Here is a 23,512-nt window from a genome sequence, read left to right as displayed (position 1 = left end):
CAAGCACGGCCAGTCCTGGCCGGTCACAGCAACCCGCTGCAAATCCGCAGCGATCCGCAGCGATCCGCAGCAGTGAAGGAAGTCAGCACGATGACCACCGTCAACACCGGCGCGCCGGAGGCCGCCGGCGAACCGACCGGGCAGCAGGACGCTGCCACCGTCCGTCCCTCCCGTCCGTCCCGCGGCGCGCGGCTCCGTCGGGGGATAGGCATGGTGGCCGTGATCGCGACCAGTGCGGGCCTGATCGGCCTCGGCACCGGTGTCAGCCCCGCGGCCGCCGAGCCCGCCCCGGCGCACGCCGGCTGGGACGGCTCCCGGTACTGGTTCAAGAACAGCCAGGGGCAGTGGCGCTGGACCTCGCACTACGACGTCTACGTGCAGCGCACCGGAGGCGGCTCCTCGTCCGCCGCCAGGACCACGACCACGTCCTCCGGCGGGATCACCCAGGGCTGGGACGGCTCGCGCTACTGGTTCCGCAACAGCAGGGGCGAGTGGCGCTGGACCTCGCACTACGACATCTACCTGGAGCGCACCGGAGGCGGCTCCTCCTCGGACTCCCCGGGCTACTTCGACGACTCGGTCGCCGAGGACCGGGACGTCGAGACCGCCGTGCAGTTCGCGCTCTCCCAGCTGGGCGTGCCGTTCCGCCGGGCCGGCAACGGGCCGGACGGCTACGACTGCTCGGGCCTGGTGCAGCAGTCCTTCCGGCGCGGCGGGATCAGCCTGCCGCGGGTGGCCAACGACCAGTACGCGGCGACCACGCCGATCGGGGCCGGCCAGCTGCGCCGCGGCGACCTGCTGTTCTGGTCGCCGGACGGTTCTGCCCGGGGCATCCAGCACGTGGCGATCTACCTGGGCGACAACAGGTACGTCGAGGCCGCGCGGCCCGGGACCAACATCCGGATCTCGGGGATCAGCAGCGGCTACTACCCGTCGTACATGGGGCGCCCGTAGCGGGGTCGCCGTCCGCCCGTCGGGGGTGCCGGGTCCGCCCGGTGCCCCCGACGGGGGTGTCCTCGTCGGTCCGGGCCGAGCCCGGGGCGCGCGACGCCCGCTCGGCCCGACGCCCGGTCAGAGGTCCGTCGGGCGGGGCAGCGCGCCGCGGGCGCCGAGGCCGGTGACGGCGAAGGCCCCGGCGGCGACGGCGGTGGCGGCCGCGTCGGGCAGCGCGGCGCCGCGGGCGAGTGCGGCGGCGAGGGCGCCGCAGAAGGCGTCGCCGGCGCCGGTGGTGTCGACCACTCGGACGGTCGGGGCGGGCAGCCGGGTCGGCGTTCCGTCCACGACGACCAGCGCGCCCTCGCCGCCGAGGGTGACCACGGCGCCCTCGGCGTGTTCGGCCAGCGCCCGGGCGGCCCCGGTGACGTCGGCGGCGCCGGTGAGCTGGCGGGCCTCGACGGCGTTCGCGACGACCAGCGGGCGGCGTCCGGTGGGGCCGGCCTCCGGCAGGGTGCCGGCCGGGGCGGTGTTGTGCAGCCAGCGGGTGCCCCCCGAGGGGCCCGCGGCGGGCAGTGCGGCGGCGGTCGCGCGGATGCACTCCGCGGGGACCTCGTTGCTGGTCAGGACCACGTCGACGGGGAGCAGCCGGAGGCGGGTGAGCGCGGCGGTGACCTCCTCCGGGGTCAGGTGGGCGTTGGCGCCGGGGAGGACGACGATGCTGTTCTCGCCGGCCGGGTCGACCATGACGATCGCCTGACCGGTGGGCGCGTCCGGGTGGGTGAGCACGGCGCCCGTCTCGACCTGCGCGCCCCGTAGGTCGGCACGCGCCGCCTCGCCCTCGGCGTCCCGTCCGACCTTGGCGACCAGGTGCGTCGCCGCCCCCATCCGGGCCGCCGCCACCGCCTGGTTGGCCCCCTTGCCGCCGAAGCCCCGGGTGGCGGCGGTGGCGAGGACGGTCTCGCCGGGGGAGGGCAGCACGGGGCAGCGGAGGATGCGGTCGGTGTTGACCGAGCCGATGACGACGACCCGACCGGCGGGAAGCAGCTTCATCGTTCCTCTGTACGCGGTGGGGCGCGGGCGGCGCAAGGAGGCGGGCGGTGGCGGTCGAGCGCAGGGCGCGTACGGGCCGAGCCCGGGGCGCGCGCGGCGCACGGGGGCGTACGAGTGGGGGGCGTGCGGAGCGTGTGCGTGGGGCGTGCGGGGCGGGTCGACCCACCAGGCATCCTGTGCCCTAGCAGTGGCGAAGGGGTGCAATTTTGATGTAGACCGGTCTGCATATTTCCGCGTACGGGCGTCTGACCTGGGCACATGCCGCTGTCACGGGGCAGATCGGGGCGTGCGGGCGGGCGCGCCGGGGAGGCATGGGGAGCGGCGTGGCGCGGGTACCACCACGGGTGGCGCTGGTTCGACCAACGGGGGCGCTGCCCGGTGCGAACGGCATCGGGGGAAGTCGAGGGCAGGGGACGTTGTGATCGTCTGGGTCAATGGCACATTCGGGGCGGGCAAGACGAGCGCCTGCCGCGAGCTGGTGGAACTGCTGCCCGGGAGCGTGCTCTTCGATCCCGAGCTGGTGGGCTTCGGCCTGCGTCGGATGCTCCCGGCCGACCGGCTGGCGACGGTGTCCGACTTCCAGGACCTGGCGGCCTGGCGCCGGCTCGTCCCCGAGACGGCGGCGGCGCTGCTCGGTGAGGTCGGGGGCCCGCTGGTGGTCCCGATGACCCTGCTCAGGGAGGACTACCGGGACGAGATCTTCGGGGACCTGGCCTCGCACGGGATCACGGTGCACCACGTCGTGCTGGACCCTGAAGAAACGATCCTGCGCGATCGCATAGCCCATCGCGACGAGTGCCCGGGCGACCCGGAGGGCAGCGAGCGGGTCCGCGCCTGGTGCCTCGAGCACCTGCCCCGCTACCGCGCCGCCCGCCGCTGGCTGGTCGGGGACGCCCGGATGATCGACACCAGCGGGATCTCCCCCCGGGAGACCGCGCACCGGATCGCCGAGCTGGTCCGGGTCGGCGCCGCCCGCTGCCCGATCGTCCAGACCCCGGACCCGACCGGCGACACCGTCGCCTCCGCCGTCCTGTTCTTCGACGAGCAGGACCGCGTGCTGCTGGTGGACCCGGTCTACAAGCCCGACTGGGACTTCCCCGGCGGCGTGGTCGAGCGCGGCGAGGCCCCCACCGACGCCGCCCTGCGCGAGACCGCCGAGGAGCTGGGCCTGCGCCTGGACCCGTCCGCGCTGCGCCTGCTCGCCGTCGACTGGGAGCCGCGCACCGGCCCGCGCCGCGGCGGCCTGCGGCTGATGTACGACGGCGGGCTGCTGGACGAGGAGGGCCGGCAGCACCTGCTGCTCCAGCAGGAGGAGCTGCGCGGTTGTCGCTTCGTCACCCTGGACGAGGCCGGGGAGCTGCTGCCCCCGGGACGCTACCGGCGGCTGGCGGCGGCGCTGGACGCGCGGCGGAGCGGCGAGCTGCGGTACCTGGAGGCGGGGAGCCGGGTGGCCGTGGGGCTGGCGAGCACGGCGGACGCGGCGTAGCGGCCGGTCGGCGCGGGGCCGCGGGGCGAGTGGGGGGAGCATGGTGCGCCTCCCGGCGCGCCGCGCCGCGGTCCCGGGCGGCAGGATGGGGGCATGCCCTTCACGTTGAGCCACCCCGCCGCCGTCCTGCCCCTGCTGCGCGCCGCCGGGGCGCGCGGGCCCTTGGTGGCGTCGGCGCTGGTCGCCGGGTCGATGGCGCCGGACGTGCCGTTCTTCGCCGAGTCCCTGCTGCCCGGGGTGTACGGCCAGGGCGGGCTCACGCACCGCTGGTGGGCGGTGCCGACGGTGGACGTGGCGATCGCCGGCGCGCTGGTGGCCGGCTGGCACGGGCTGCTGCGCGGGCCGCTGGTGGCGCTGCTGCCCGAGCGGTGGGCGGGCGGCGCCGAGGCGTTGACCGTCCGGCGGGCCGGGGACGCCGCAGGCCCCACGGACGCCGGTGCGGTCGGCGGTGCGGTCGGTGGCGCGGCGTGGTTCGCGGCCTCGGCGGCGATCGGGGCGGCCACCCACGTCGGCTGGGACGCGTTCACCCACGGGGACCGGTTGGGGGTGCGGCTGCTGCCCGTCCTGGACCGCCCGGTGGCCGGGGTCCCGCTGTACGAGGCGCTGCAGTACGGCAGTTCGGCGCTCGCCCTGGCGGCGCTGGGCGGTTGGGCGGCGCGGGCGGTGCGGGCCGTCGAGCCGGTGCGGCCGGCCGTGCGGCTGGCGCCCCGGGCCCGGCGGGCGGCCGTCGCGACGCTGGGCGCGGCGACGGCCGCCGGGGTGCTGCACCGGCTCGCTCCGCTGCGGCGGAACCTGGTGCCGGAGGTCTGCTTCGGCGCCGGGGCCGGGCTCGCGGTGGGCGCGGTCGGTTACGCGGCGGTGCTGGCGGCCGCCCGCCGGTTGCGCGGCGGGCGGCCGGACGTCCTCCGCGAAGAGCCTCGGGACGTCGCTGCGAAGGTCCGTCAGACGGAGCGCAGTTCGGCGTAGCGGCGGAGGAACAGCGCCTCGGTGAGGGCCATCCGCTCCAGCTCCCGCGGGTCGACGCTCTCGTTGACCGCGTGGATCTGGGTGGTCGGCTCCTCGACGCCGATCAGCACGATCTCGGCCTGCGGGTAGAGCGAGCGCAGCGTGTTGCAGAGCGGGATCGAGCCGCCCTCGCCGGAGGCGACCATGGCCGTCCCGAAGGCCTCGGCCATCGCCTCGCCCATCGCCTCGTACGCCGGGCCGCTGGTGTCGGCGCGGAACGGCGCGCCGTTGCCCTGGCGCTCGACGGTGAGCCGGGCGCCGAGCGGGACCCGCGCCTCCAGGTGGGCGACCAGGGCGTCCTGGGCGGCGCCCGCGTCCGTGCCCGGGGCGACGCGCAGGCTGATCAGGGCCTTGGCGGTGGCCTGGACGGAGGAGGTGGCGCCGATCACCGGCGGGGCGTCGATGCCGAGGACGGTGACGGCCGGGCGGGCCCAGAGGCGGTCCGCGAGGGTGCCGGTGCCGGTCAGGGCGACGCCGTCGAGCACCTTGGCGTCGGAGCGGAACTGCTCCTCCGGGTACTGGACGCCGGTCCAGGTCTGGTCGGCGGTCAGGCCGGCCACCGCGACGTCGCCGTTCTCGTCGTGCAGCGAGGCCAGCATCCGGACCAGGGACTGGAGCGCGTCGGGGGCGGCGCCGCCGAAGGCCCCGGAGTGCAGGTTGCCGGCCAGCGTGGTGACGGTGGCCTCGACGATCGTCATGCCGCGCAGCGAGGTGGTCACGGTGGGCAGGCCGGGGGCGAAGTTGCCGGTGTCGCCGATGATGATGGCGTCGGCGGCGAGCAGCTCGGGGTGGGCCTCGGCGTAGCGCTCCAGACCGCCGGTGCCCTGCTCCTCGGAGCCCTCGACGATGATCTTCAGACCGACCGGGTAGGCGTCGCCGTGGACCTGACGCAGCGCCCGCAGCGCCGTCAGGTGCATCAGGATGTTGCCCTTGCAGTCGGCGGCGCCGCGCCCGTACCAGCGGCCGTCGCGCTCGGTCAGCTCGAAGGCGGGGCTGTGCCAGGCGTTCTCGTCCAGCGGGGGCTGGACGTCGTAGTGGGAGTAGAGCAGGACGGTCGGCGCGCCCTCGGGGCCGGGCAGCTCGCCGTAGACGGACTGGGTGCCGTCCGGGGTGTCCAGCAGCCGGATGCCGGTCAGGCCCTCGGCGGCGAAGGCGTCGGCGACCCAGCGCGCGGCCTTCTCGCACTCCTCGACCGGGAACTGGCGCGGGTCGGCGACCGACGGGAAGGCGACCAGCTCGGCGAGGTCGGTGCGGGCACGGTCCATCAGGGATCGGACGGCGTCGGCCAGGGGCTGTGACATCGGGGCTCCGGGGGGACGGTCCGCCCTTGGGGTGGTGCGGGCGGAGGAGGCGGTTTGCGGTAGTGCCGATCATAGGTGGAGCGGAACAGGGAGTTCCGAGGGTGGGCCGCGGACCGGGCCTCAGGGGGAGGGGCCGCCGTCGGGCGGGCCGTACGGCCGGGTGGCGCCGGTGCGGGGGCGGCGCGCTCGACCGGCGCGGCCGGACGCATAGGATTGCTCGACGTGACTGACTCCGGAAGCTCCGATTCCCGTAGCCCGCTCGACAGCCCGGCCGAGGGCGGTCCGACCGACGACGCGGCCGCGCCGCTGGACGGCGTCTGGGACGTCGTGGTGGTCGGCGCCGGACCGGCGGGCTCCTCGGCCGCGCACGCCGCCGCGGCCCAGGGCCGCCGGGTGCTGCTGCTCGACAAGGCCGAACACCCCCGGTACAAGACCTGCGGCGGCGGCATCATCGGCCCCTCCCGGGACAGCCTGCCGCCGGACTTCCGGCTGCCGCTGCAGGACCGGGTGCACGCCGTCACCTTCGCCTACAACGGGAGGTACACCCGTACGCGGCGGTCCAAGCGGATGCTGTTCGGCCTGGTCAACCGGGACGAGTTCGACCTGCGCCTGGTGCAGGCGGCCAAGCAGGCCGGGGCGGTGCTGGTCACCGGAGTGACCGTCACCGGCGTCGAGCAGCGCGGCGGGGAGCACCGGACGGCCCTGGTGACGGCCGCCGACGGGCGCACCTTCGAGGCCCGCGCGGTGGTCGGCGCGGACGGCAGCGCGAGCCGGATCGGCCGGCACGTCGGCGTCACCTTCGACCAGATCGACCTCGGCCTGGAGGCCGAGATCCCGGTGCCGGCCCAGGTCGCGGCCGACTGGGCGGGCCGGATCCACCTCGACTGGGGCCCGCTGCCCGGCAGTTACGGCTGGGTGTTCCCGAAGACCGAGACCAGCAGCCTGACGGTCGGCGTCATCTCGGCGCGCGGTGACGGCGAGCGGACCAAGCAGTACCTCGCCGACTACATCCGCCGGCTGGGCCTGTCCGGGTTCACCCCGCAGGTCGAGTCCGGGCACCTGACCCGCTGCCGGACCGAGGACTCGCCGCTCTCCCGCGGCCGGGTGCTGGTCGCCGGGGACGCGGCCGGACTGCTGGAGCCGTGGACCCGCGAGGGCATCTCGTACGCGCTGCGCTCGGGCCGGCTGGCCGGCGAGTGGGCGGTGCAGGTCGCCGAGGCGGGCAACGCGGCGGCGGTGCGGCGCGAGGCGCTGAACTACGCGTTCGCGGTCAAGGCCGGGCTGGGCGTGGAGATGCGCGCGGGCAAGCAGCTGCTGGGCGCCTTCGAGCGGCGGCCGTACCTGTTCCACGCGGCGGTCTGCCTGGTGCCGCCGGCCTGGCGGGCCTTCGCCCGGACCACCCAGGGGCACACCTCCTTCGCCCAGGTGCTGCGGCAGTACCGGGCCGCGCGGCGGCTGGCGTCGATGGCCTCGCGGTAGGGCGGCCGTCGTGGCGTCGTGAGCTCGTGACGCTGTGGAGCGGGGCCGGTGTCCCTCCGTGCGCGGGAGGGGCACCGGCCCCGCTTCCCTTGCGGGGAGCGCTACTTGAGCCCGGTGTCCAGTGCGGACATCAGGGTGCCGGACGGGGTGTCGCCGGACATCTCCCAGATCATGCCGCCGAGCAGGTTCTTCGACTTGAGGTAGGCGGTCTTCTGCGAGATCGACCAGGCGTCGTCGAAGGTCCACCACTGCCCGCCGGCTCCCGTGTAGCCGTACGTCGCAACGGACTTGGGGTCGTGGTAGACCTTGAGGCCGGAGAGGCTGGTGATCAGGTTGTTGTACCCGCGGGTGCCGGCCTCGTCGCTGAACTGGCCGGGTGCGGCGCCGTTCGCGGACTGCCAGGCGCCGTTCGCGCCGCCGTCCGCGACGCTCTGCCAGCCGCGCCCGTAGAACGGGAAGCCGATGGTCAGCTTGCGCGGGTTGACCCCGGCGTTCAGGTACGTCTGGACGGCCGTGTCCACGCTGAAGTGGGTGGCGTAGGGGTCGTTCGGGTCCTGGTAGAGGTTGGAGGCGTGGCCGGTGCGGTTCGGCTCCCAGGAGTTGTCGCTGCCCGAGCCGTGGAAGTCGTAGCCCTGGACGTTGGCGATGTCCAGCGAGCCGAAGATCTTCGAGAGGTCCCAGCCGGCCGCGACCTTCGCCGGGTCGGCCGGGGTGAAGGCGGTGAGCAGCTTGTGCGAGCCGCCCAACGCGTCCAGCTGCTTGCGGAATTCGGCCAGCAGCAGGGTCAGGTTGCCCTTGTCGTTGGCGCTCCAGTGGTTGCCCGGGTGGCCGTCGGCGGAGCCGGGCCACTCCCAGTCGAGGTCGATGCCGTCGAAGATGCCCGCTGCCACGCCGTCGCCGCCGGCGCCGTTGTAGGCCGGCAGGTTGCCCTTGATCCAGGTGTCGACGCAGGACTTGACGAACTTCTGGCGGGACGCGTCGGTGGCGGCGGCGTCGGAGAAGTACTTGGAGTAGGTCCAGCCGCCGAGCGAGACGACCACCTTCAGGTTGGGGTACTTGGCCTTCAGCTTCTTCAACTGGTTGAGGTTGCCGCGGAGTTTGCCCCAGCCGTCGTCGGCCACGCCGTCCACCGACTGGTCGGCGCTCATCGCCCGGCCGTAGTCCGCGTCGGCGTCACCGGCGCCGGTGCCCTGGTCCGGGTCCTCCGGGTTGGCGGTGGTGCCCTTGGTGACGCCGGCCTGGCAGGTCAGGTTGACCGGATCGATGTTCTCGAAGGCGTAGTTGACGACGTCGAGCTTGGCGGCGGCGCCCGAGGTGTCCAGGTTCTTGACGAAGTACTGGCGGCCGTAGATGCCCCACTGGACGAAGTAGCCGACCCGGGCGTACTTCCCGGCGCCGACCAGGTCCGAGGTGGTCACGGTGAGCGGGGCGGAGGCGGGCGAGGCGTTGTCGGCGGCGTCCCGGGCCTTCACGGTGAACGTGTAGGCGGTGGACGGGGAGAGGCTGCCGACGGTCGCGCCGAGCGTGCTGCCGGTGACCGTGGCCACCAGGGTGCCGCCCTGGTAGACGTCGTACGCGGCGACCCGGACGTTGTCGGTGGAGGCGTTCCAGGCGAGCGTCACGTCCGTCGAACCGACCGTGGTGGCCCGGAGGTTGGCCGGTGCGGTGGGCGGCGAGGTGTCGGTGGACGGGTCGAAGGTGGACGCGGTGACACCCGCGCTGAGCGGGCCGGTGTTGCCGCGGCTGTCCTTGGCGCGGACGGTCAGGGTGTACGAGGTGGCCGGGGTGAGGCCGGTGACCAGCACGCCGGTGGACGGGCTGGAGGCGAGCACCGTGCTACCGCTCAGCACGTCGTAGGAGGCGACCGGGAAGTCCCCGCCGGTGGCGGCCGGCCAGCTCAGGGCGAGCGTGTGCGCGGTGGACTCGGTGACCGTCGGGGTGCCCGGCGCGGATGGCGGGACGTCCGCGCTGCCGTCGCACTTGTCGCCGTTGACACGGCAGTTGAGCGGGGCGGTGACCGGGCCGTTGCCGACGAACCAGAAGCTGTACGGCTCGGTGGTGCCGTGGGCGTTGACGGTGGAGTTGTAGAACGCCGCGGTGGCGGTGACGTGCCGGCCGCTCACGGTGGCGGTGCCGTTGTAGCTGTTGCCGATGGTGACGCCGGCCGGGAGGTCGAACTCCAGGGTCCAGCCGCTCACCGCGGTCGCGTTGTCGTTGTGGACGATGTAGGTGCCCTGCCACCAGGAGCCGTTGTCGGCCGTGGTGAAGGTGGCGGTGAGCTTTCCGGCGGCGTTCGCCGGGGCGGCCAGCGTGGTGAGCGCGGCGAGGGGCAGGAGCAGGACGGAGAGCAGTGCCAGCAGTCTGCTGCGCACGCGCGGGCGCCCGGCCCGGGATCGAGCGGACATGGTTCTCCCTGTGACTGTGGGGGTTGAACAGGGTGACGTAGAACCTTGGTTGATCCGTGCGGTTGATCCGTGTGCGATCGATGCCTGTGCCGTGGGGAGGCAAGGCATGGGAACTGTAGGAGGACTGGACCAATGCGTCAACAGGTCTGTACCACTTGGGAGTTGTCCCCGATGCTCCCGCCGTCTCGCCGCCCCCGTCGCTCCGCTATTCCCTGGTGCTCCCGCCGCTCCCGCTACTCGCGGACGATCGCCATCGCCTCGATCTCCATCAGCACGTCGGGCCGGAACAGCGCCGAGACCTGCACGGCGGAGGAGGCGGGCGGCGGAACGGAGCCCAGGTACTCGTCGCGGATCTCGCGGACCACGGCGAGGTGGGCGATGTCGGTCATGAAGTAGGTGAACTTCACGACGTCCTCGAACCCGGCCCCGGCGGCGGCCAGGCAGCGGCGGAGGTTCTCGAAGACCTGCCGCGCCTGCGCCTTCGGATCCCCCGGGCCGACCAGGTCCCGGTTCTCGTCGAACGGGACCTGCCCGGACACCTGGACCAGTCGGCCGCTTCCGGCGACGACCTGGGTGTAGCCGGTGCCGGGCGCGACTCCGGGCGGCTCCGTGATGCGGGTGAGGTGAGAGGTGGTCATGGGACGGATCCTGATCCATGCCCCCTCGGGCAGGCAAGCCCGACGGCCCGGGGGCTCCGGCTCGCTCTGGCCGAGGGGCGGGTGGGCATGCCAGAGTCGTCCGGGCGCGGTCCGGGCACCTCCCGGACCGCGCCCGCAGTCCGACCCACCCTCAGCCGGAAGGCAGGCCCCGCCGATGACCAGCGCAGCGCCCCTCGTCCACGTCAGCACCGCCGACGCCGTCACCACGCTCACCCTCGACTCGCCGCACAACCGCAACGCGCTCTCCACCCGGCTGATGGCCGAGCTGCACGCCGGACTGGCCTCCGCCGCGGCCGACCCGGAGGTCCGCGCGGTGGTGCTCGGGCACACCGGCAAGGTGTTCTGCGCGGGCGCGGACCTCTCCGAGGCGACCGGCGCGGACCCGACGGTCGGCCCGCGCGGCCTGGTCGAGCTCCAGCGGGCGATCGTGGACTGCGCCAAGCCGGTGATCGCCGTCATCCACGGCCACGTCCGGGCCGGCGGCCTCGGCCTGGTCGGCGCGGCGGACCTCGCCGTCGCCGGACCGGCCTCGACCTTCGCCTTCACCGAGGTGCGGCTCGGCCTCGCGCCCGCCGTCATCTCGCTGCCGCTGCGCCCGAAGCTGGACCCGCGCGCTGCCTCCCGCTACTACCTCACCGGCGAGGTCTTCGACGCCGCCGAGGCCGCCCGGATCGGGCTGATCACCAGCGCCACCGACTCCGCCGAGGCCACCGACGTGGCGCTCAAGGGCCTGCTGGACGCGCTGCGCCTGGGCTCCCCGCAGGGCCTGGCGGAGTCGAAGCGGCTGGCCAACGCCGAGGTGGTGCGCTCCTTCGAGCGGGACGCGGAGGAGCTGGTGGAGCTGTCGGCGCGGCTCTTCGGCTCGGCGGAGGCGCAGGAGGGGATGCGCTCGTTCCTGGAGAAGCGGCCCGCGCGCTGGGTGCGCTGAGGGCCGGGTTTCCCGGGTGCCCGTTCGCCCGGGGGCGTCGCCGCCCCCGGGCGTGACGACCCCTGCGCAGGGGTCGCGGCCGGCACGGTCAGAGGACCGCCGCCGTCTCGCTCCAGAGGGCGAGCAGGCTCTGGTCGCCGATCGCCTTGACCTCCCCGGCCTGCTGGGCGGACAGCCGGTTCCACAGCAGCGGGTAGAGCTCGTGGGCCGGGCCGGCGAGGGTCAGATCGGCCGGCTCGGGGCCCTCGCCGGTGGTGACGACCGGCGCTTCCCGGGTGATCGTCAGGTGCCAGGAGCCGGGGCCGTCGGTGGCCCGGACCAGGAGGGTGCGCGGCCGGTCGCTGCGCAGCTTGGACCGGCCGAGGGTCGTGAAGCCGCTCACCAGTTCGTCGATGCCGTCGAGGGCGAGCGCGGTGTCCACGACCGGACCGGGCACCCCGGCGGCCGCGTCGGCGTCGCGGCGGTGCACGGCGGTCTCGTGCGCCTGGCGCCGGGCCCAGAACGCCAGCGGGCTGGGCGAGGACAGGAAGGTCCAGCACTCGAGGTCGGCGGGCGCCGCGGTGAGGGTGTCCACCAGGGCGGCGTGGCCCTCGCGGTACCAGTCGAGCAGCTCGGCGTCCGAGGGCAGCGGCCCGACGGCGGCCTGCGCGTCCGCCTCGTCCGGCGGCGTCGGCGCGCCTCCGGACACGATCGCGGCGGCCCAGCGGTGGACGGAACCGATGTGCTGCAGCAGCTTCGTCAGCTGCCAGTCCGGACAGGTCGGTACGGGGGCGGACAGCTCGGTACGGGCCGCGGCCTCGGCGAGCCTGGTGCCCTCGCGGCGCAGCGCGTCGATGTGCTCGGTGATCTCCATGGGACGGAGTCTTCCATCGCGGCCGGTCCGCCGGTCGCGGATTTCGGACATTCCTCCGGTTGCCTCCCGGCGGACGGGCGGATGCTACGGGCCGGTAACGTGAGCGCATGCCGATAACCCGTTCGCTCGTCTCAGCCGTCCGGACCGGTGGCCGCCGCGCCGCCGGACGCCTCGTCCACCGGGGCTGGCGCTGGGTGCAGCGGACCGGAGCGGTCACCAGCCGCAACCCCGGCCCGTACCGGTTCGGCGAGCTGGGGGACGGCACGACGCTCAGCTTCCCGCTCGGGGCGGTGTTCAACGAGCAGTGGATCACCATCGGGCCGTTCTCGATCATCGGCGAGCGGGTCACCATCAGCGCGGGCTTCCTGCCCGGGCTCGACCTCGGGCCGGAGCCGATCGTGCGGATCGGCGGCGGCTGCGTGATCGGCCGGGACAGCCACATCGTCGGCCACCAGTCGATCGTCATCGGCGACGACGTGTGGACCGGCCCCGGCGTGTACATCAGCGACCAGTCGCACGAGTACCGGGACACCGAGCTGCCGATCGGCAAGCAGTGGCCGCGCAACGAACCGGTGGAGATCGGCACGGGCAGCTGGATCGGCACCGGCGCGGTGATCCTGCCGGGGGCGCGGATCGGCCGCAACGTGGTGGTCGCGGCGGGCGCCGTGGTGCGCGGTGACGTTCCCGACCACAGCGTGGTCGCCGGGGCGCCGGCCAAGGTGGTGCGCCGCTGGACGGAGGAGAAGGGCTGGCAGCCGCCGCTGCGCCACGATGCTCCGCAGCCGGTGCCGGACGGCGTGACCGCGGAGCAGCTGCGCGCCCTGGTCGGCTGGGACCTGCGGCTGCCGGGGGAGCAGGGCTGAGGTCGGTCGCCGGGCACCGGCCCGGCACTGGAAGCCGTCCCGAACTACCCGGCGAGGGAGGCCTGTTCGGCGGTACGGGCGGCGATGGCGGCGGCGATCCGCGGGAGGTCGGCGGGGCGGGCCGGATCCAGTCCGGTCAGTGCGGCGATCCGGCGCAGCCGGTAGTCGACGGTGTTCGGGTGCAGGTGCAGGGCGCTCGCGGTGTGGCGGCGGTTCAGGCCGCCGGCCAGGTGGGTGTGCAGGGTGATGAGCAACTCCCCGGCGTCGGCGAGCGGTTCGAGCAGGGCGGCGAGCCGGGAGCGGGCCTGGCTGGGGCGGGCGAGCTGGTACTCCAGCAGGACGTCGTCCAGCCGGTGCAGCCCCGGCGGTCGGCCGAACGCCCTTGCCACGTCGAGGACTTCGTAGGCGAGAGCGGCCGCGCCGGGCACCTCGGCGGGGGTGGCGGGCGCGGCCCCGGCCAGGACGGGAACGCCGGCCGCCCGGGCCGCCGCGGCGAGGGCGGCGGCGAGCAGCGGCCACGGCGCCTCGCCGGCCCCGTCCTCGTCCGGACCGGGTGACGGTCCGAACGGGACGAGTACCAGGCCGCCCGTGGGGGTGAGCGCGGTGAGCGCCGACTGCCGGGTGCGGTGGTCGAGTTCGGCCTCGAACCGGCGGAGCTTGCGGAGGGCGGCGATGCCCGGATCGACACCGGGGGAGTGCTCGTCGGGGTGGTCGGCGAGGGACAGGCAGAGCACGGCGTACCCGGTGGACAGGCGGAGCCCGGCGCGCTCGGCGGCCGCGTCGGCGGGGGTGCCCGCGAGCAGCGCGCCGAGCAGGGAGTGCCGGGCCGAGTCCCGTCGGTCGGTGGCAGGGCGGCGGCCGTCCAGGTAGCCCGCCCCGGCGGCGGTGACGGCCTGGCGGAGCTGGTCGAGCAGCAGCCGGTTGAGGGCGAGCAGGTCGGCGGCGTCGTCGTCCCGGGCGTGCCGGGTGGCGAACTCCCAGCAGACCTCCAGTCCGAGGTGGTGGGCGAGCAGGACGGCGTCCAGCGGCAGGCCCTCCTCGGCCCGCCGGGCGGCGGCCTCCCGGACGGCGGTGAACTCCTCGGCGGGGGCGGGGAGTCCGGTCCGTACGGTGTGGGCGAGGGCGCGGATGCGGCGCTCGGTGTCCCGGGTCAGCTCGCCGGTGAGCTGTTCGCGGGGCAGCCGGCGGTAGACCGGCACCCGCTCCAGCAGGGCGGCGACCACGGTCTCGGCCAGCTCCCGTACGCCGCCGAGCAGTCGCTGGTCGGCCGGGAGCCCGCCGATCACCGGGACGCGCCAGTCCGGCGTCCGGTCGGAGGTGTTCGGGGGTGCGGGGTGGGGTGCGTTGTGACCGGTCACAGAGAACACCGTCCAGGTCTGGGGGACGCCCAAGGGCCGGGCCGGAGGGGCGACCGCATGATGGTGCCCTCGGGTTACCTGTTGGTAACAAACTTCCGCTGTGGAGGCAACAGTTGAGAACCCCACTTCTCCGCTTCTCCGCAACTCCGGTGCGCCGCAGGGGCGCAGGCGCGCTGGGTGCGCTGCTGCTGGCGGGGGCGGTGCTGGCCGGTGCGACGGTGTCGCCGGCGAGCGCCGCCGTGCCCGTCGCGAGCGCCTCGGCCGTCGCGGCCGCAGCGTCCACCTCGTCCGGCTCGGCCGCAGCGTCCGCCTCGTCCAGCTCGTCCGCCTCGTCCGCCTCGTCCGCCGAACTGCCGCCGGACGGCGACACGGTGGCCTCGCCGCCCGGCGCCAACGACTGGACGTGCCGGCCGACCACCGCGCACCCCGACCCGGTCGTCCTGGTGCACGGCACCTTCGCCAACCGCTACGAGAACTGGCTGGCGCTCTCCCCGCTGCTGAAGAGCCTCGGGTACTGCGTCTTCGCCCTCGACTACGGGATGATCCCCGGCGTCACCTCCAGCGGCAGCGGTCTGCTGCTGCCGATCGGCGGCCTCGGGCCGGTGCCGGAGTCGGCGGCCCAACTCGGCCGGTTCGTGGACCTGGTGCGGACCGCGACCGGCGCGGCCAAGGTCGACATCGTCGGGCACTCGCAGGGCGGCATGCTGCCGAACTACTACCTCAAGTTCCTCGGTGGCGGGTCCAAGGTCGGCAGGCTGGTCGGGCTGGCGCCGTCCAACCACGGCACGACGCTCGACGGGATCACCAACCTGGTGCCGTACTTCCCGGGCGTCGCGGACCTGATCTACACGGTCTGCAAGGCCTGCCGGGACCAGGCGGTGGGCTCCGACTTCAACACGGTGATGGCCTCCCGGCCCGACACCGTACCGGGCGTGCGCTACACGGTGATCTCGACGGTCCTCGATGAAGTCGTCACCCCGTGGCGGACCCAGTTCCTGAGCGGCCCGGACGTCGACAACCAGGTGGTGCAGGAACACTGCCCGGTCTCGCTGGTGGAGCACGTCGGGATCGCGTTCTCGCCGACGGCGCTGCACCTGGTCACCAACGCGCTGGATCCGGGGCACGCCACGCCGGTGTTCTGCGGGTGAAGCGGCGGCGGCGCTCCTGCCCCCGGGGTGGTCCCGGGAGGTGGGAGCGCCGCTGTTCGGTGGTGCGGCCCTTGACCGGCTCTCAGGGCGCGGTGCGGAAGGCGATGACGGCGGTGGTGCCGTCCGGGTGCAGCTCGTACGTGCCCGGGGTGTCGAACAACGCGGCGTCGTAGCGGGCGAGTTCGACGCCGTCGATGGTGCCGCCGTCGACGGAGGCGCCGTGGATGGTGGCGTCGTGGATGGTGGCGGTGCCGACGAGGCAGACCAGGAGGGCGGTGCTCCCGTCCGGGACGTCGACCGTGGTGGCCGCGGTGGCCAGGTCGACCGCGGCCTCGACCCGCCCGCGGCGCGTCATCACGTTGAAGTCCACCACCGGGCCGGCCAGCAGCCGACAGTCGGTGGTGGCGTCGCCGGAGAAGGCGAACGGCCGGAACGGCGCGTCGACCAGCTGCTCGGTACCGTCGACGGTGAGCGCCATGCCGGCGCCCTCGACCAGGGTGATCACCCGGTCGATCCCGGGGAACGGGGAGAACGGCCCCGCCGAGGCGACGTCCGCGAGGCTGACCCGCCAGTCGAAGGCGTCCAGTCCGGCGCCGACCGGGAACCCGGCGACCTCCCTGGTCACCCCGCCCCCGTTGAGCCACGCCGTCGCCGGGCGCTCGCCCGCCCGCAGTACCTGGAAGCGTTCGCTGGTCGTCATGGCCTCGCATCCTGTCACACGGCGGATGACGGATGACAGGTGACAGATAACAGATTTCAGTGTCTGTCAGCTGTTATCTGTCGGCTGTTATCTGTTCGCTGTTCCCTGTCATCCGTTGCCTGTCGACCGTCACCGGTCGTCCGTCACCCGCCGTCCGACCGACAGCGGCAGGAGCGCCGCCACCGTGGCCGCGAGGGTGACCGTGGTGAGGGCCAGCGGCAGTCCGGCCGCGTCGGCGAGGAAGCCGATCACCACCGGGCCGATCAGCATCCCCCCGTAGCCGAGCGAGGAGGCGAACGCGACGCCCTGCGGCCCGCCCGCCGCACCGGCCCGGGCGATGGCGAGCGGGAAGAGGTTGGCCAGGCCGAGGCCGACCAGCACGAACCCGCAGATCGCCACCGGCACCACCGGCGCCAGGGCGGCGACCAGCATGCCGACCGCCGCCGTCAGCCCGCCGAACAGCATCAGCCGGGCCTGGCCTAGCCTGATGGACAGCCAGGTGCCGCCGACCCGCCCGCCGGCCATCGCGAACGCGTACGCGCCGTAGCCGGTGGCGGCCACCACGGAACTCGCCCGGACGTCGTCGGTGAGGTGGAGCGTGGCCCAGTCGGCGATCGCGCCCTCGCCGTACGCGGTGCAGAGCGCGGTGAGGCCGAGCAGCAGGACGAGCAGGCGGGTACGGGGGCGGGTCGAGCCCGCGTCCGGCCGCGCGGTCCCGGACGGTTCCGCCGTGCGGCCCGTGTGGCTCGTACGGTCCGTATGGCCCGGTGCGACCGCTGTCGCCGCCGGGCTGCGCAGCAGGACGACGCCCGCGCCGACGGTGACGGCCATGCCCAGCGCCGCGCTGAGCGCGAGCGCCCATGCGGTGCTCAGCGGGCCGGCGAGCAGTCCGCTGACGCCGGTGCCGACCAGTCCGCCGAAGCTGTACCCGGCGTGGAAGCTGGGCATCACGGGCCGCCGCAGCTGCGCGACCAGGTCGACGGCGGCGCTGTTCATCGCGACGTTGGCCCCGCCGTACCCCGCGCCGAACAGCAGCAGCACCCCGCCGAGCGCGGTGACCGAGTGGGCGTGCGCGGGCAGCAGCACGGCGAGGCTGAGCAGGGCGAGCGAGCCGACGGTCACCGGCCGGGAGCCGTACCGCAGGCAGAGCCGGCCGATCACGGGCATGGTGAGGACGGCGCCGATGGACAGGCAGAGCAGGGCGAGCCCGAGGGCGCTGTGCGAGGCGCTGACCTGACTGCGGATGTCCGGGATGCGGACGACCCAGGAGGCGAAAAGGAAGCCGTCGACGGCGAAGAACGCGGTGAGGGCGATGCGTGCAGGACCCCAGGGGCTGTCCGTCACCGGGGGTGTGCTGCGAGACTGGGAGGAGGGGCGATCGGGCCGGGTGTGTGAACCGATTTTGTTTCGAAGCGACACAAAGTCACAATAGGGGCGTGCAGCTCTCACCATCAAGCCCGAGGCCCGGTACCGGGAACGACTCCGACGCGCAGCGCGACAACCACCGCCGCGCGGCTCCCGACCGGGGCCGGACGCTGCTCGGCCCAGCGCTCTCCCTGATCCACACCGGCCAGACGCCGACCCGCTCGGCGCTCACCCGCGCACTGGACGTCACCCGGGCCACCGCCGGCGCGGTCACCGCCGAACTCGAGGCGCTCGGCCTGATCACCGTCGACTCCCGCCCGGCCGGCGGCGGTCGCGGCCGCCCGTCGCACCGGCTCGCGATCGACCCGAACGGCCCGGTCGTGGTCGCCGGGCAGATCCACGCCGACGGACTGAGCGTCACCCTGGCCGGCCTCGGCGGACTGCTCGACCCGCCCGTCCACCTGCCGCTGCCCGCCGCCACCGACCCGGTCCGGATGCTGCGCGCCGTCGCCGTGGCCGGTGCCGAACTCGCCCGCGCGACCGACCGCCGCTGCCTGGGCGCCGCGCTCGCGCTGCCCAACCCGGTCACCGAGCCGGACGGCACCGCCCTCGCCGCGCTGCACTTCGCCTGGCCCAGCGGCACCCCGGTCGCCGACCTGTACGACGTCGAGGTCGGACGCGCCGACCACGGCCCGAAGGCGCTGCGCCCGCTGCCCACCGCGATCGCCAACGACGCCAACCTGGCCGCGCTCGCCGAGTACCGGCACGGCGCCGGCCGCGGCGCCCGCCACCTGCTCTTCGTCACCTCCGGCCACCGCGGCGTCGGTGGCGCGCTGGTCATCGACGGGCACCTGCACACCGGCAGCGCCGGCCTCGCCCTGGAGGTCGGCCACCTCACCGTCGACCCGCAGGGTCGGCCCTGCATGTGCGGCAACCGGGGCTGCCTGAACTCCGAGACCGACCCCGACGCGCTGTTCACCGCCGCCGGGCTCACCCCGGAACCGGGACGCCCGCTGCTCGACCAGGCGCGCGAGCTGTGCCGGGCCGCCGCGACGGACGACCGGGCGCGGGCGGCGGTGGAGCACGTCATCGACCGGCTCGGACTCGGCCTGGCGGGCGTCGCCAACATCCTCAACCCCGACCGGGTGGTCCTCAGCGGGCTGCACCTCCACCTGCTGGAGGCCGCGCCCGACCGGCTGCGGTCGGTGGTCGCCGAGCGCAGCCTGTGGGGGCGCAGCGGCCGGGTGCCGATCGTCGGCGCGGAGCTGGCACACGGCGCGCTCGCGGGCGCGGCCGAGCTGGGCTGGGGGCCGTACCTGGCGGATCCGCAGTCGGTGCCGGTGCTGCCCTGACGGCGATCGGGTCTGCCCTGGTCGATGGGTTCCGCCCCCGACGGTGACCAGATCTGTCCTGACGGCGATAAGCGGAAGCTGGCTCTTCGAAAACGGTCACTTATCGTCACTCTCATACACTCGTAGTGAGCATCGGGGGGCCATCACGAGGGAGACAGCGACCATGAGCACCCAGTCCGGCATCGAGCCGACCGCCGACGTCGACCGCTCCGACCCGGAGTACCGCGCCTGGCTCAAGGAGGCGGTGCGCAAGGTCCAGGCCGACGCCAACCGCTCCGCCGACACCCATCTGCTGCGCTTCCCGCTGCCCGCGGAGTGGGGGATCGACCTCTACCTCAAGGACGAGTCCACCCACCCGACCGGCTCGCTCAAGCACCGCCTGGCCCGCTCGCTCTTCCTCTACGGGCTCTGCAACGGCTGGATCCGGCCCGGCAAGCCGGTGATCGAGGCCTCCAGCGGCTCCACCGCCGTCTCCGAGGCGTACTTCGCGCAGCTCGTCGGCGTGCCGTTCATCGCCGTGATGGCCAAGAGCACCAGCCAGTCCAAGATCGACCTGATTCAGTTCCACGGCGGCGAGTGTCACCTGGTCGAGCGTTCGGACGAGGTGTACGAGGCCTCCGCCCGGCTCGCCGAGGAGACCGGCGGGCACTACATGGACCAGTTCACCTACGCCGAGCGGGCCACCGACTGGCGCGGCAACAACAACATCGCCGAGTCGGTCTTCGCCCAGCTGCGCCTGGAGCCGCACCCCGAGCCGGCCTGGATCGTGGCCACCGCCGGGACCGGCGGCACCTCGGCGACCATCGCCCGGTTCGTGCACTACATGCAGTACGACACCCGGATCTGCGTCGCGGACCCGGAGAACTCCTGCTTCTTCGACGGCTGGGTGCGCCACGATCCGGAGGCCGTCTGCGAGAGCGGCTCGCGGATCGAGGGCATCGGACGGCCGCGGATGGAGCCGAGCTTCGTCCCCGGGGCGATCGACCGGATGATGAAGGTGCCGGACGCCGCGTCGATCGCCGCCGTCCGGGTGCTGGAGCAGGTGCTCGGCAAGAAGGCGGGGGCCTCCACCGGGACGGGCCTGTGGAGCGCGCTGCGGATCGTCGCCGAGATGCGGGCGGCCGGGCGGACGGGCAGCGTGGTCGGCCTGATCTGCGACCCGGGGGACCGCTACCTGGACAAGTACTACTCGGACGACTGGCTGGCGGGCGAGCGGATCGACATCGCGCCCTACCGGGCGGCCCTGGAGTCCTTCCTGGCCGGCGGCGCCTGGACGGGCTGACGCGCCGGGCGGCGGACGGGTGACAGATGACAGATTTCAAACTCTGTCAGCTGTCGTCTGTTATCTGTTCGCTGTCGCCTGTTCGTCGTCAGCCGTCAGCCGTCAGCCGTCAGCCGTCAGCCGGTGCCCGCCACCCGCCGGATCACCGCCCGACCGCCCGCAAGGTCGATCCCCGTCCGCTTCGGCGCGCCGTCGTGCTCGTCGTCCCGCAACACCAGCTCGACCCGTCGCTGCTCCAGCTGCACCCGCTTGCTCGGGTAGAGCAGCGCGTGCAGCTCCTCCGTCGCGGTCGCACCCGCGCCGCGCCCGTCGCCGCGCCCGCCGTCGTGCCCCACCGCCGGCCGGGCGCGCAGCCGCCGCACCACCGCACCGAGGAAGAACACCACGACCAGTCCGGCCGGCAGCAGCAACCCGCCCGCCGCGCCCGTCAACAGCACACCCATGCCCGCCTCAACGGCCCGGCGCGGCCGACGAGTTCCCCGGCGACGAGTTCCCCGGCCGCCGGCCCTACCGCAGCGGGCCCTACGGCAGCGGCGCCGTGGGCAGGTCGGCCGGGACGAGCAGCTGGAGCTCCTCCGTGGACGGGTCCGCGAGATGGGCGATCCGTACCGCGTGCCGCTCGACCATGGTCTCGAAGACCTGTCGCGCGGTGCGCCCGTTGCCGAAGTTGGGGCCGCGCTCCATCCCGCCGAAGTGTTCCAGCAGCGCCTCCTCCGTCTCCTCGGAGAGCGCGTACTCGTGCTCGGCGCACTGCGACCGGGCGATCTCCAGCAGCTCGTCCGCCGTGTAGTCGGGGAAGCCGATGGTGCGTGAGAAACGGGAGGAGACACCGGGGTTGGCGGAGAGGAAGCGCTCCATCTCGGCGGTGTAGCCGGCCACGATGACGACCACCTCGTCCCGGTGGTCCTCCATCAGCTTGACCAGGGTGTCGATCGCCTCGCGCCCGAAGTCCCGCGCCCCGTCCTCGGGTGCGAGCGCGTACGCCTCGTCGATGAAGAGCACCCCGCCGCGCGCCCGGTCGAAGGCGGCCGCGGTGCGGATCGCGGTGGAGCCGATGTGTTCGCCGACCAGGTCCACCCGTGCCACCTCGACCAGGTGTCCGCGCTGGAGCACCCCGAGCGAGGCGAGGATCTCGCCGTACAGCCGGGCGACGGTGGTCTTTCCGGTGCCGGGTGCGCCGGTGAAGACCAGGTGGCGGCGCAGCGAGGGCGCCTTGAGCCCGGCCTGGCGGCGGCGCCGGCCGACCGAGATCAGGTCGATCAGCGTGCGCACCTCCTGCTTCACCGTGGCCAGCCCGACCAGCGAGTCCAGTTCGGCGAGCGCCTCCTCGGCCGGCCGGCAGTCCGGGATCGGCGAGATCGCCGCCGAACCGGCCGCGGCCGAGGCCAACAGCGGGGCCACCGTGGTCAGTTGGGCGGTCCGCGGCGCGGGCACGTCGGTGGACCCGTACGACGACCCCAGCCCCGGACCGCGCCCACCTGCGGATCCCGGCCCCGCCCCGCCGCCGGGCGGGGCGGGAGCGGACGGCACCGGAGCCGCCCCGACGTCGTCCGAGATGCACCCCTCGGTGACCGGACCCGGCTCGGAGAACTCGAACCCGGCCCGCTGGTTGTGCTCCGCCCGGCAGCGGGTGAGCTGGGTCCGGCAGCCGTCGATGATGTGGAAGCCGAAGCCCTTGCCCTGCGAGACCCGGCAGTCCTCGAAGGTGCCACGCCCCTGCGCCGAGACGTACACCCCGGCGTCCGTGCTGGCCCGTACGGTGCAGGCGCGCAGCACCGGGTCGGCGCCCTTGGTGACGATCACGCCGGTGGCCACGTCGGAGATCTCGCAGTCGGTGAGCAGTCCGCCGCTGCCGTGGTCGCGGAACCAGAGCCCGGTGCCCGCCTCCTGCACCCGGCAGGAGGCCAGGGAGACGGTGGCCCCGCCGCTGACCGAGACCGCCGAGCTGCGGATCCGGCTGAACGAGCAGCCCTCGGCGGTGGCGGCGGAGTCCCGGTCGAGGACGAACAGGGCGTCCGGCAGGTCGTGCAGCGAGCAGTCGGTGAGGGTCAGCCGGGCGCCGTCGCTGACCCAGAGCGCCGGGTACTCGCCGGTCGAGCCGTGGATCTCGCAGGACTCGGCGACCGCCTCGGTGCCCTGGTCCCAGACCGACAGCGCCCCGCGCCCGAAGTCCCGGACGGTGCTGTTGGCGAGGCTCAGCCGGGCGCGTCCGCGCAGGTCGGCGCCGTTCTCGGGCAGGTCGTGCACCCGGCAGCCGGTGAGCACCAGTTCGGCCTCGCCGTCCAGGGTGAGACCGTTGCCGGTGACCCGGTGGATCTCGCAGTCGACCAGCCGCCCGCCCGCCTGCGCCTCGGCCTGCACGCCGCTGCCGCGGATCTCGTAGATCTCGCAGCCGGTCAGTTCGGCGGCGCTGCCGGGGTCGGAGAGCAGGACGCCGGCGCCGGAGGCGTGGTGGACGCGGCAGCGGTCCAGGGCCGCGGTGGCGCCGCCGAGGACGGCCAGTCCGGCCTGGCCGGCGGCGGCGACCTCGCAGTCCTCGAAGGCGGCGGCGGTGTCCGGGCCGCGCAGCCGCAGCCCGAGCCCGCCCGGGTTGGTGACCACGCAGCCGCGCAGGGTCGGCCGGGCACCGCCGGTGACCTCGATGCCGGTGGCCGAGCGGGTCTCCACCCGGCAGCCGCTGAAGGAGGGGGTCGCCTCCGGCCCGGTGACCAGCACGGCCGGGGTGGTGCTGTCGCCGCCCTCGACCACCAGGTCGCGCACGGTGGCGGCGGCGGTCACGGTGAGCGCCACCCCGGAGGGCGGGTCGATCCGGACCGTCCCCGGGCCCTGGGCCGGGACGATCGTCACCGGCTTGTCCAGCAGCACGTTCTCCCGGAAGGTGCCCGGGCGGACGGTCACCGTGTCGCCCGGTTCGGCGGCGGCCAGGGCCTCCGCGAGCGTGTCGTACTCGCCCGCGCGGCGACGCCAGCGGGATGCGCTGTCCTGGGTGACCCGGACCCTGTGCTCAGCCATGACGGTCTGTCGTCCCCACCTTCGTCGAGCCGGCGATCAACGGGCCGAACGCGCGGGGGTGCGCGGGCCGTCCGCCCACCGTAGCGCGCCCACGTGGGTGGTCCGGCCGCCCGCGGTCGCGCGGACACCGGTAGCGCTCAGCGCCGCCACAGGTTCCGACCACTTGTTTCAACGAGCGCGCACAGCGGTGGTTCCGTCCGGGCGCGCCGGTTTCGGAGTGCGGCGCGTGCCCGGCGCCGGTCCACGGGCCGATGCGCCCCGCCCTCCGGCACGGGCGGTCGGCGGTCGGCATCCGACGGTCGGTGGTCAGTACTCGACCGTCGGCAGCCG

19 protein-coding genes are annotated in these 23,512 nt (G+C 74.4%); 9 read left to right on the top strand and 10 right to left on the bottom strand.

Annotated elements, in window-relative coordinates; translation table 11 throughout:
- The first annotated feature begins 90 nt into the window (after positions 1 to 90).
- On the top strand, positions 91 to 954 hold the full coding sequence (locus tag ACFVXH_RS38045) for a C40 family peptidase (protein ID WP_380777444.1): 864 nt from the start codon (positions 91 to 93) through the stop codon (positions 952 to 954).
- A gap of 117 nt (positions 955 to 1,071) precedes the next feature.
- Here ACFVXH_RS38045 and ACFVXH_RS38040 read toward each other — a convergent pair whose 3' ends face one another.
- Positions 1,072 to 1,986 carry a PfkB family carbohydrate kinase gene (locus ACFVXH_RS38040; protein WP_387830729.1) on the bottom strand — a complete coding sequence of 305 codons (915 nt, stop codon included), beginning with the start codon at positions 1,984 to 1,986 and terminating at the stop codon, positions 1,072 to 1,074.
- Between the two features lie 418 nt (positions 1,987 to 2,404).
- Between ACFVXH_RS38040 and ACFVXH_RS38035 the strand changes: the two genes are divergently transcribed.
- Together ACFVXH_RS38035 and ACFVXH_RS38030 are read left to right on the top strand one after the other, a co-directional pair.
- Positions 2,405 to 3,472 carry an NUDIX hydrolase gene (locus ACFVXH_RS38035; protein WP_049660630.1) on the top strand — a complete coding sequence of 356 codons (1,068 nt, stop codon included), beginning with the start codon at positions 2,405 to 2,407 and terminating at the stop codon, positions 3,470 to 3,472.
- 93 nt (positions 3,473 to 3,565) lie between these two features.
- Positions 3,566 to 4,438: a DUF4184 family protein gene (locus tag ACFVXH_RS38030; RefSeq protein WP_387830727.1), complete on the top strand. Its 873-nt coding sequence runs from the start codon at positions 3,566 to 3,568 to the stop codon at positions 4,436 to 4,438.
- Here ACFVXH_RS38030 and ACFVXH_RS38025 read toward each other — a convergent pair.
- Entirely contained in the window at positions 4,414 to 5,778 is a 1,365-nt protein-coding gene (locus ACFVXH_RS38025) for a dipeptidase (protein WP_387830725.1), read from the bottom strand. The genes ACFVXH_RS38030 and ACFVXH_RS38025 overlap by 25 nt on opposite strands.
- A gap of 222 nt (positions 5,779 to 6,000) precedes the next feature.
- On the opposite strand from ACFVXH_RS38025, the gene ACFVXH_RS38020 reads away from it, so the two are divergent.
- Positions 6,001 to 7,257 carry a geranylgeranyl reductase family protein gene (locus ACFVXH_RS38020; RefSeq protein WP_079272936.1) on the top strand — a complete coding sequence of 419 codons (1,257 nt, stop codon included), beginning with the start codon at positions 6,001 to 6,003 and terminating at the stop codon, positions 7,255 to 7,257.
- A gap of 101 nt (positions 7,258 to 7,358) precedes the next feature.
- On the opposite strand, the gene ACFVXH_RS38015 is transcribed toward ACFVXH_RS38020, so the two are convergent.
- Complete coding sequence (locus ACFVXH_RS38015; RefSeq protein ID WP_387830723.1) at positions 7,359 to 9,662, bottom strand: glycosyl hydrolase family 18 protein; 2,304 nt, start codon at positions 9,660 to 9,662, stop codon at positions 7,359 to 7,361.
- A 233-nt stretch (positions 9,663 to 9,895) separates the two neighbouring features.
- Entirely contained in the window at positions 9,896 to 10,300 is a 405-nt protein-coding gene (locus tag ACFVXH_RS38010) for a RidA family protein (protein ID WP_049650961.1), read from the bottom strand.
- A 175-nt stretch (positions 10,301 to 10,475) separates the two neighbouring features.
- On the opposite strand from ACFVXH_RS38010, the gene ACFVXH_RS38005 reads away from it, so the two are divergent.
- Positions 10,476 to 11,249: an enoyl-CoA hydratase family protein gene (locus tag ACFVXH_RS38005; RefSeq protein ID WP_074006376.1), complete on the top strand. Its 774-nt coding sequence runs from the start codon at positions 10,476 to 10,478 to the stop codon at positions 11,247 to 11,249.
- Between the two features lie 88 nt (positions 11,250 to 11,337).
- Here ACFVXH_RS38005 and ACFVXH_RS38000 read toward each other — a convergent pair whose 3' ends face one another.
- Entirely contained in the window at positions 11,338 to 12,102 is a 765-nt protein-coding gene (locus ACFVXH_RS38000) for a maleylpyruvate isomerase family mycothiol-dependent enzyme (protein ID WP_387830720.1), read from the bottom strand.
- Positions 12,103 to 12,209: 107 nt separating this feature from the next.
- On the opposite strand from ACFVXH_RS38000, the gene ACFVXH_RS37995 reads away from it, so the two are divergent.
- Positions 12,210 to 12,965, top strand: a complete 756-nt coding sequence (locus ACFVXH_RS37995) for an acyltransferase (protein ID WP_387830718.1) — start codon at positions 12,210 to 12,212, stop codon at positions 12,963 to 12,965.
- Positions 12,966 to 13,009: 44 nt separating this feature from the next.
- On the opposite strand, the gene ACFVXH_RS37990 is transcribed toward ACFVXH_RS37995, so the two are convergent.
- A complete protein-coding gene (locus tag ACFVXH_RS37990) occupies positions 13,010 to 14,323 on the bottom strand; it encodes a PucR family transcriptional regulator (RefSeq protein WP_387830716.1) in 1,314 nt (437 codons plus the stop codon).
- Between the two features lie 239 nt (positions 14,324 to 14,562).
- On the opposite strand from ACFVXH_RS37990, the gene ACFVXH_RS37985 reads away from it, so the two are divergent.
- The gene (locus ACFVXH_RS37985; protein WP_387830737.1) at positions 14,563 to 15,471 is read left to right on the top strand and encodes an esterase/lipase family protein; all 909 of its coding nucleotides are present in this window, start codon (positions 14,563 to 14,565) and stop codon (positions 15,469 to 15,471) included.
- 82 nt (positions 15,472 to 15,553) lie between these two features.
- On the opposite strand, the gene ACFVXH_RS37980 is transcribed toward ACFVXH_RS37985, so the two are convergent.
- Positions 15,554 to 16,171, bottom strand: a complete 618-nt coding sequence (locus ACFVXH_RS37980; RefSeq protein WP_387830714.1) for a HutD family protein — start codon at positions 16,169 to 16,171, stop codon at positions 15,554 to 15,556.
- Between the two features lie 129 nt (positions 16,172 to 16,300).
- The gene (locus ACFVXH_RS37975; RefSeq protein WP_387830712.1) at positions 16,301 to 17,623 is read right to left on the bottom strand and encodes an MFS transporter; all 1,323 of its coding nucleotides are present in this window, start codon (positions 17,621 to 17,623) and stop codon (positions 16,301 to 16,303) included.
- On the opposite strand from ACFVXH_RS37975, the gene ACFVXH_RS37970 reads away from it, so the two are divergent.
- On the top strand, positions 17,608 to 18,888 hold the full coding sequence (locus ACFVXH_RS37970) for an ROK family protein (protein ID WP_079272930.1): 1,281 nt from the start codon (positions 17,608 to 17,610) through the stop codon (positions 18,886 to 18,888). The genes ACFVXH_RS37975 and ACFVXH_RS37970 overlap by 16 nt on opposite strands.
- Positions 18,889 to 19,051: 163 nt before the next feature.
- The gene (locus ACFVXH_RS37965) at positions 19,052 to 20,170 is read left to right on the top strand and encodes a PLP-dependent cysteine synthase family protein (protein ID WP_117492468.1); all 1,119 of its coding nucleotides are present in this window, start codon (positions 19,052 to 19,054) and stop codon (positions 20,168 to 20,170) included.
- A gap of 116 nt (positions 20,171 to 20,286) precedes the next feature.
- Here ACFVXH_RS37965 and ACFVXH_RS37960 read toward each other — a convergent pair whose 3' ends face one another.
- Positions 20,287 to 20,613, bottom strand: coding sequence for a DUF6191 domain-containing protein (locus ACFVXH_RS37960; protein ID WP_387830710.1), 327 nt, complete (start codon positions 20,611 to 20,613; stop codon positions 20,287 to 20,289).
- A gap of 79 nt (positions 20,614 to 20,692) precedes the next feature.
- Positions 20,693 to 23,182, bottom strand: a complete 2,490-nt coding sequence (locus ACFVXH_RS37955; protein ID WP_049650969.1) for a right-handed parallel beta-helix repeat-containing protein — start codon at positions 23,180 to 23,182, stop codon at positions 20,693 to 20,695.
- Positions 23,183 to 23,512: the final 330 nt, after the last annotated feature.

Origin of the sequence: Kitasatospora sp. NPDC058184 (assembly GCF_042883725.1) — a bacterium.
Lineage (GTDB): Bacteria > Actinomycetota > Actinomycetes > Streptomycetales > Streptomycetaceae > Kitasatospora.
This window is presented reverse-complemented; position numbering and strand designations above follow the sequence as displayed.

What these genes read in the sequence shown, in the direction of transcription:
- ACFVXH_RS38045 (WP_380777444.1), top strand. Translation starts at nt 91, where the DNA reads ATGACCACCGTCAACACCGGCGCGCCGGAGGCCGCCGGCGAACCGACC.
- ACFVXH_RS38040 (WP_387830729.1), bottom strand. Translation starts at nt 1,986, where the DNA reads ATGAAGCTGCTTCCCGCCGGTCGGGTCGTCGTCATCGGCTCGGTCAAC.
- ACFVXH_RS38030 (WP_387830727.1), top strand. Translation starts at nt 3,566, where the DNA reads ATGCCCTTCACGTTGAGCCACCCCGCCGCCGTCCTGCCCCTGCTGCGC.
- ACFVXH_RS38025 (WP_387830725.1), bottom strand. Translation starts at nt 5,778, where the DNA reads ATGTCACAGCCCCTGGCCGACGCCGTCCGATCCCTGATGGACCGTGCC.
- ACFVXH_RS38015 (WP_387830723.1), bottom strand. Translation starts at nt 9,662, where the DNA reads ATGTCCGCTCGATCCCGGGCCGGGCGCCCGCGCGTGCGCAGCAGACTG.
- ACFVXH_RS38010 (WP_049650961.1), bottom strand. Translation starts at nt 10,300, where the DNA reads ATGACCACCTCTCACCTCACCCGCATCACGGAGCCGCCCGGAGTCGCG.
- ACFVXH_RS38005 (WP_074006376.1), top strand. Translation starts at nt 10,476, where the DNA reads ATGACCAGCGCAGCGCCCCTCGTCCACGTCAGCACCGCCGACGCCGTC.
- ACFVXH_RS38000 (WP_387830720.1), bottom strand. Translation starts at nt 12,102, where the DNA reads ATGGAGATCACCGAGCACATCGACGCGCTGCGCCGCGAGGGCACCAGG.
- ACFVXH_RS37995 (WP_387830718.1), top strand. Translation starts at nt 12,210, where the DNA reads ATGCCGATAACCCGTTCGCTCGTCTCAGCCGTCCGGACCGGTGGCCGC.
- ACFVXH_RS37980 (WP_387830714.1), bottom strand. Translation starts at nt 16,171, where the DNA reads ATGACGACCAGCGAACGCTTCCAGGTACTGCGGGCGGGCGAGCGCCCG.
- ACFVXH_RS37975 (WP_387830712.1), bottom strand. Translation starts at nt 17,623, where the DNA reads ATGGTGAGAGCTGCACGCCCCTATTGTGACTTTGTGTCGCTTCGAAAC.
- ACFVXH_RS37965 (WP_117492468.1), top strand. Translation starts at nt 19,052, where the DNA reads ATGAGCACCCAGTCCGGCATCGAGCCGACCGCCGACGTCGACCGCTCC.
- ACFVXH_RS37960 (WP_387830710.1), bottom strand. Translation starts at nt 20,613, where the DNA reads ATGGGTGTGCTGTTGACGGGCGCGGCGGGCGGGTTGCTGCTGCCGGCC.
- ACFVXH_RS37955 (WP_049650969.1), bottom strand. Translation starts at nt 23,182, where the DNA reads ATGGCTGAGCACAGGGTCCGGGTCACCCAGGACAGCGCATCCCGCTGG.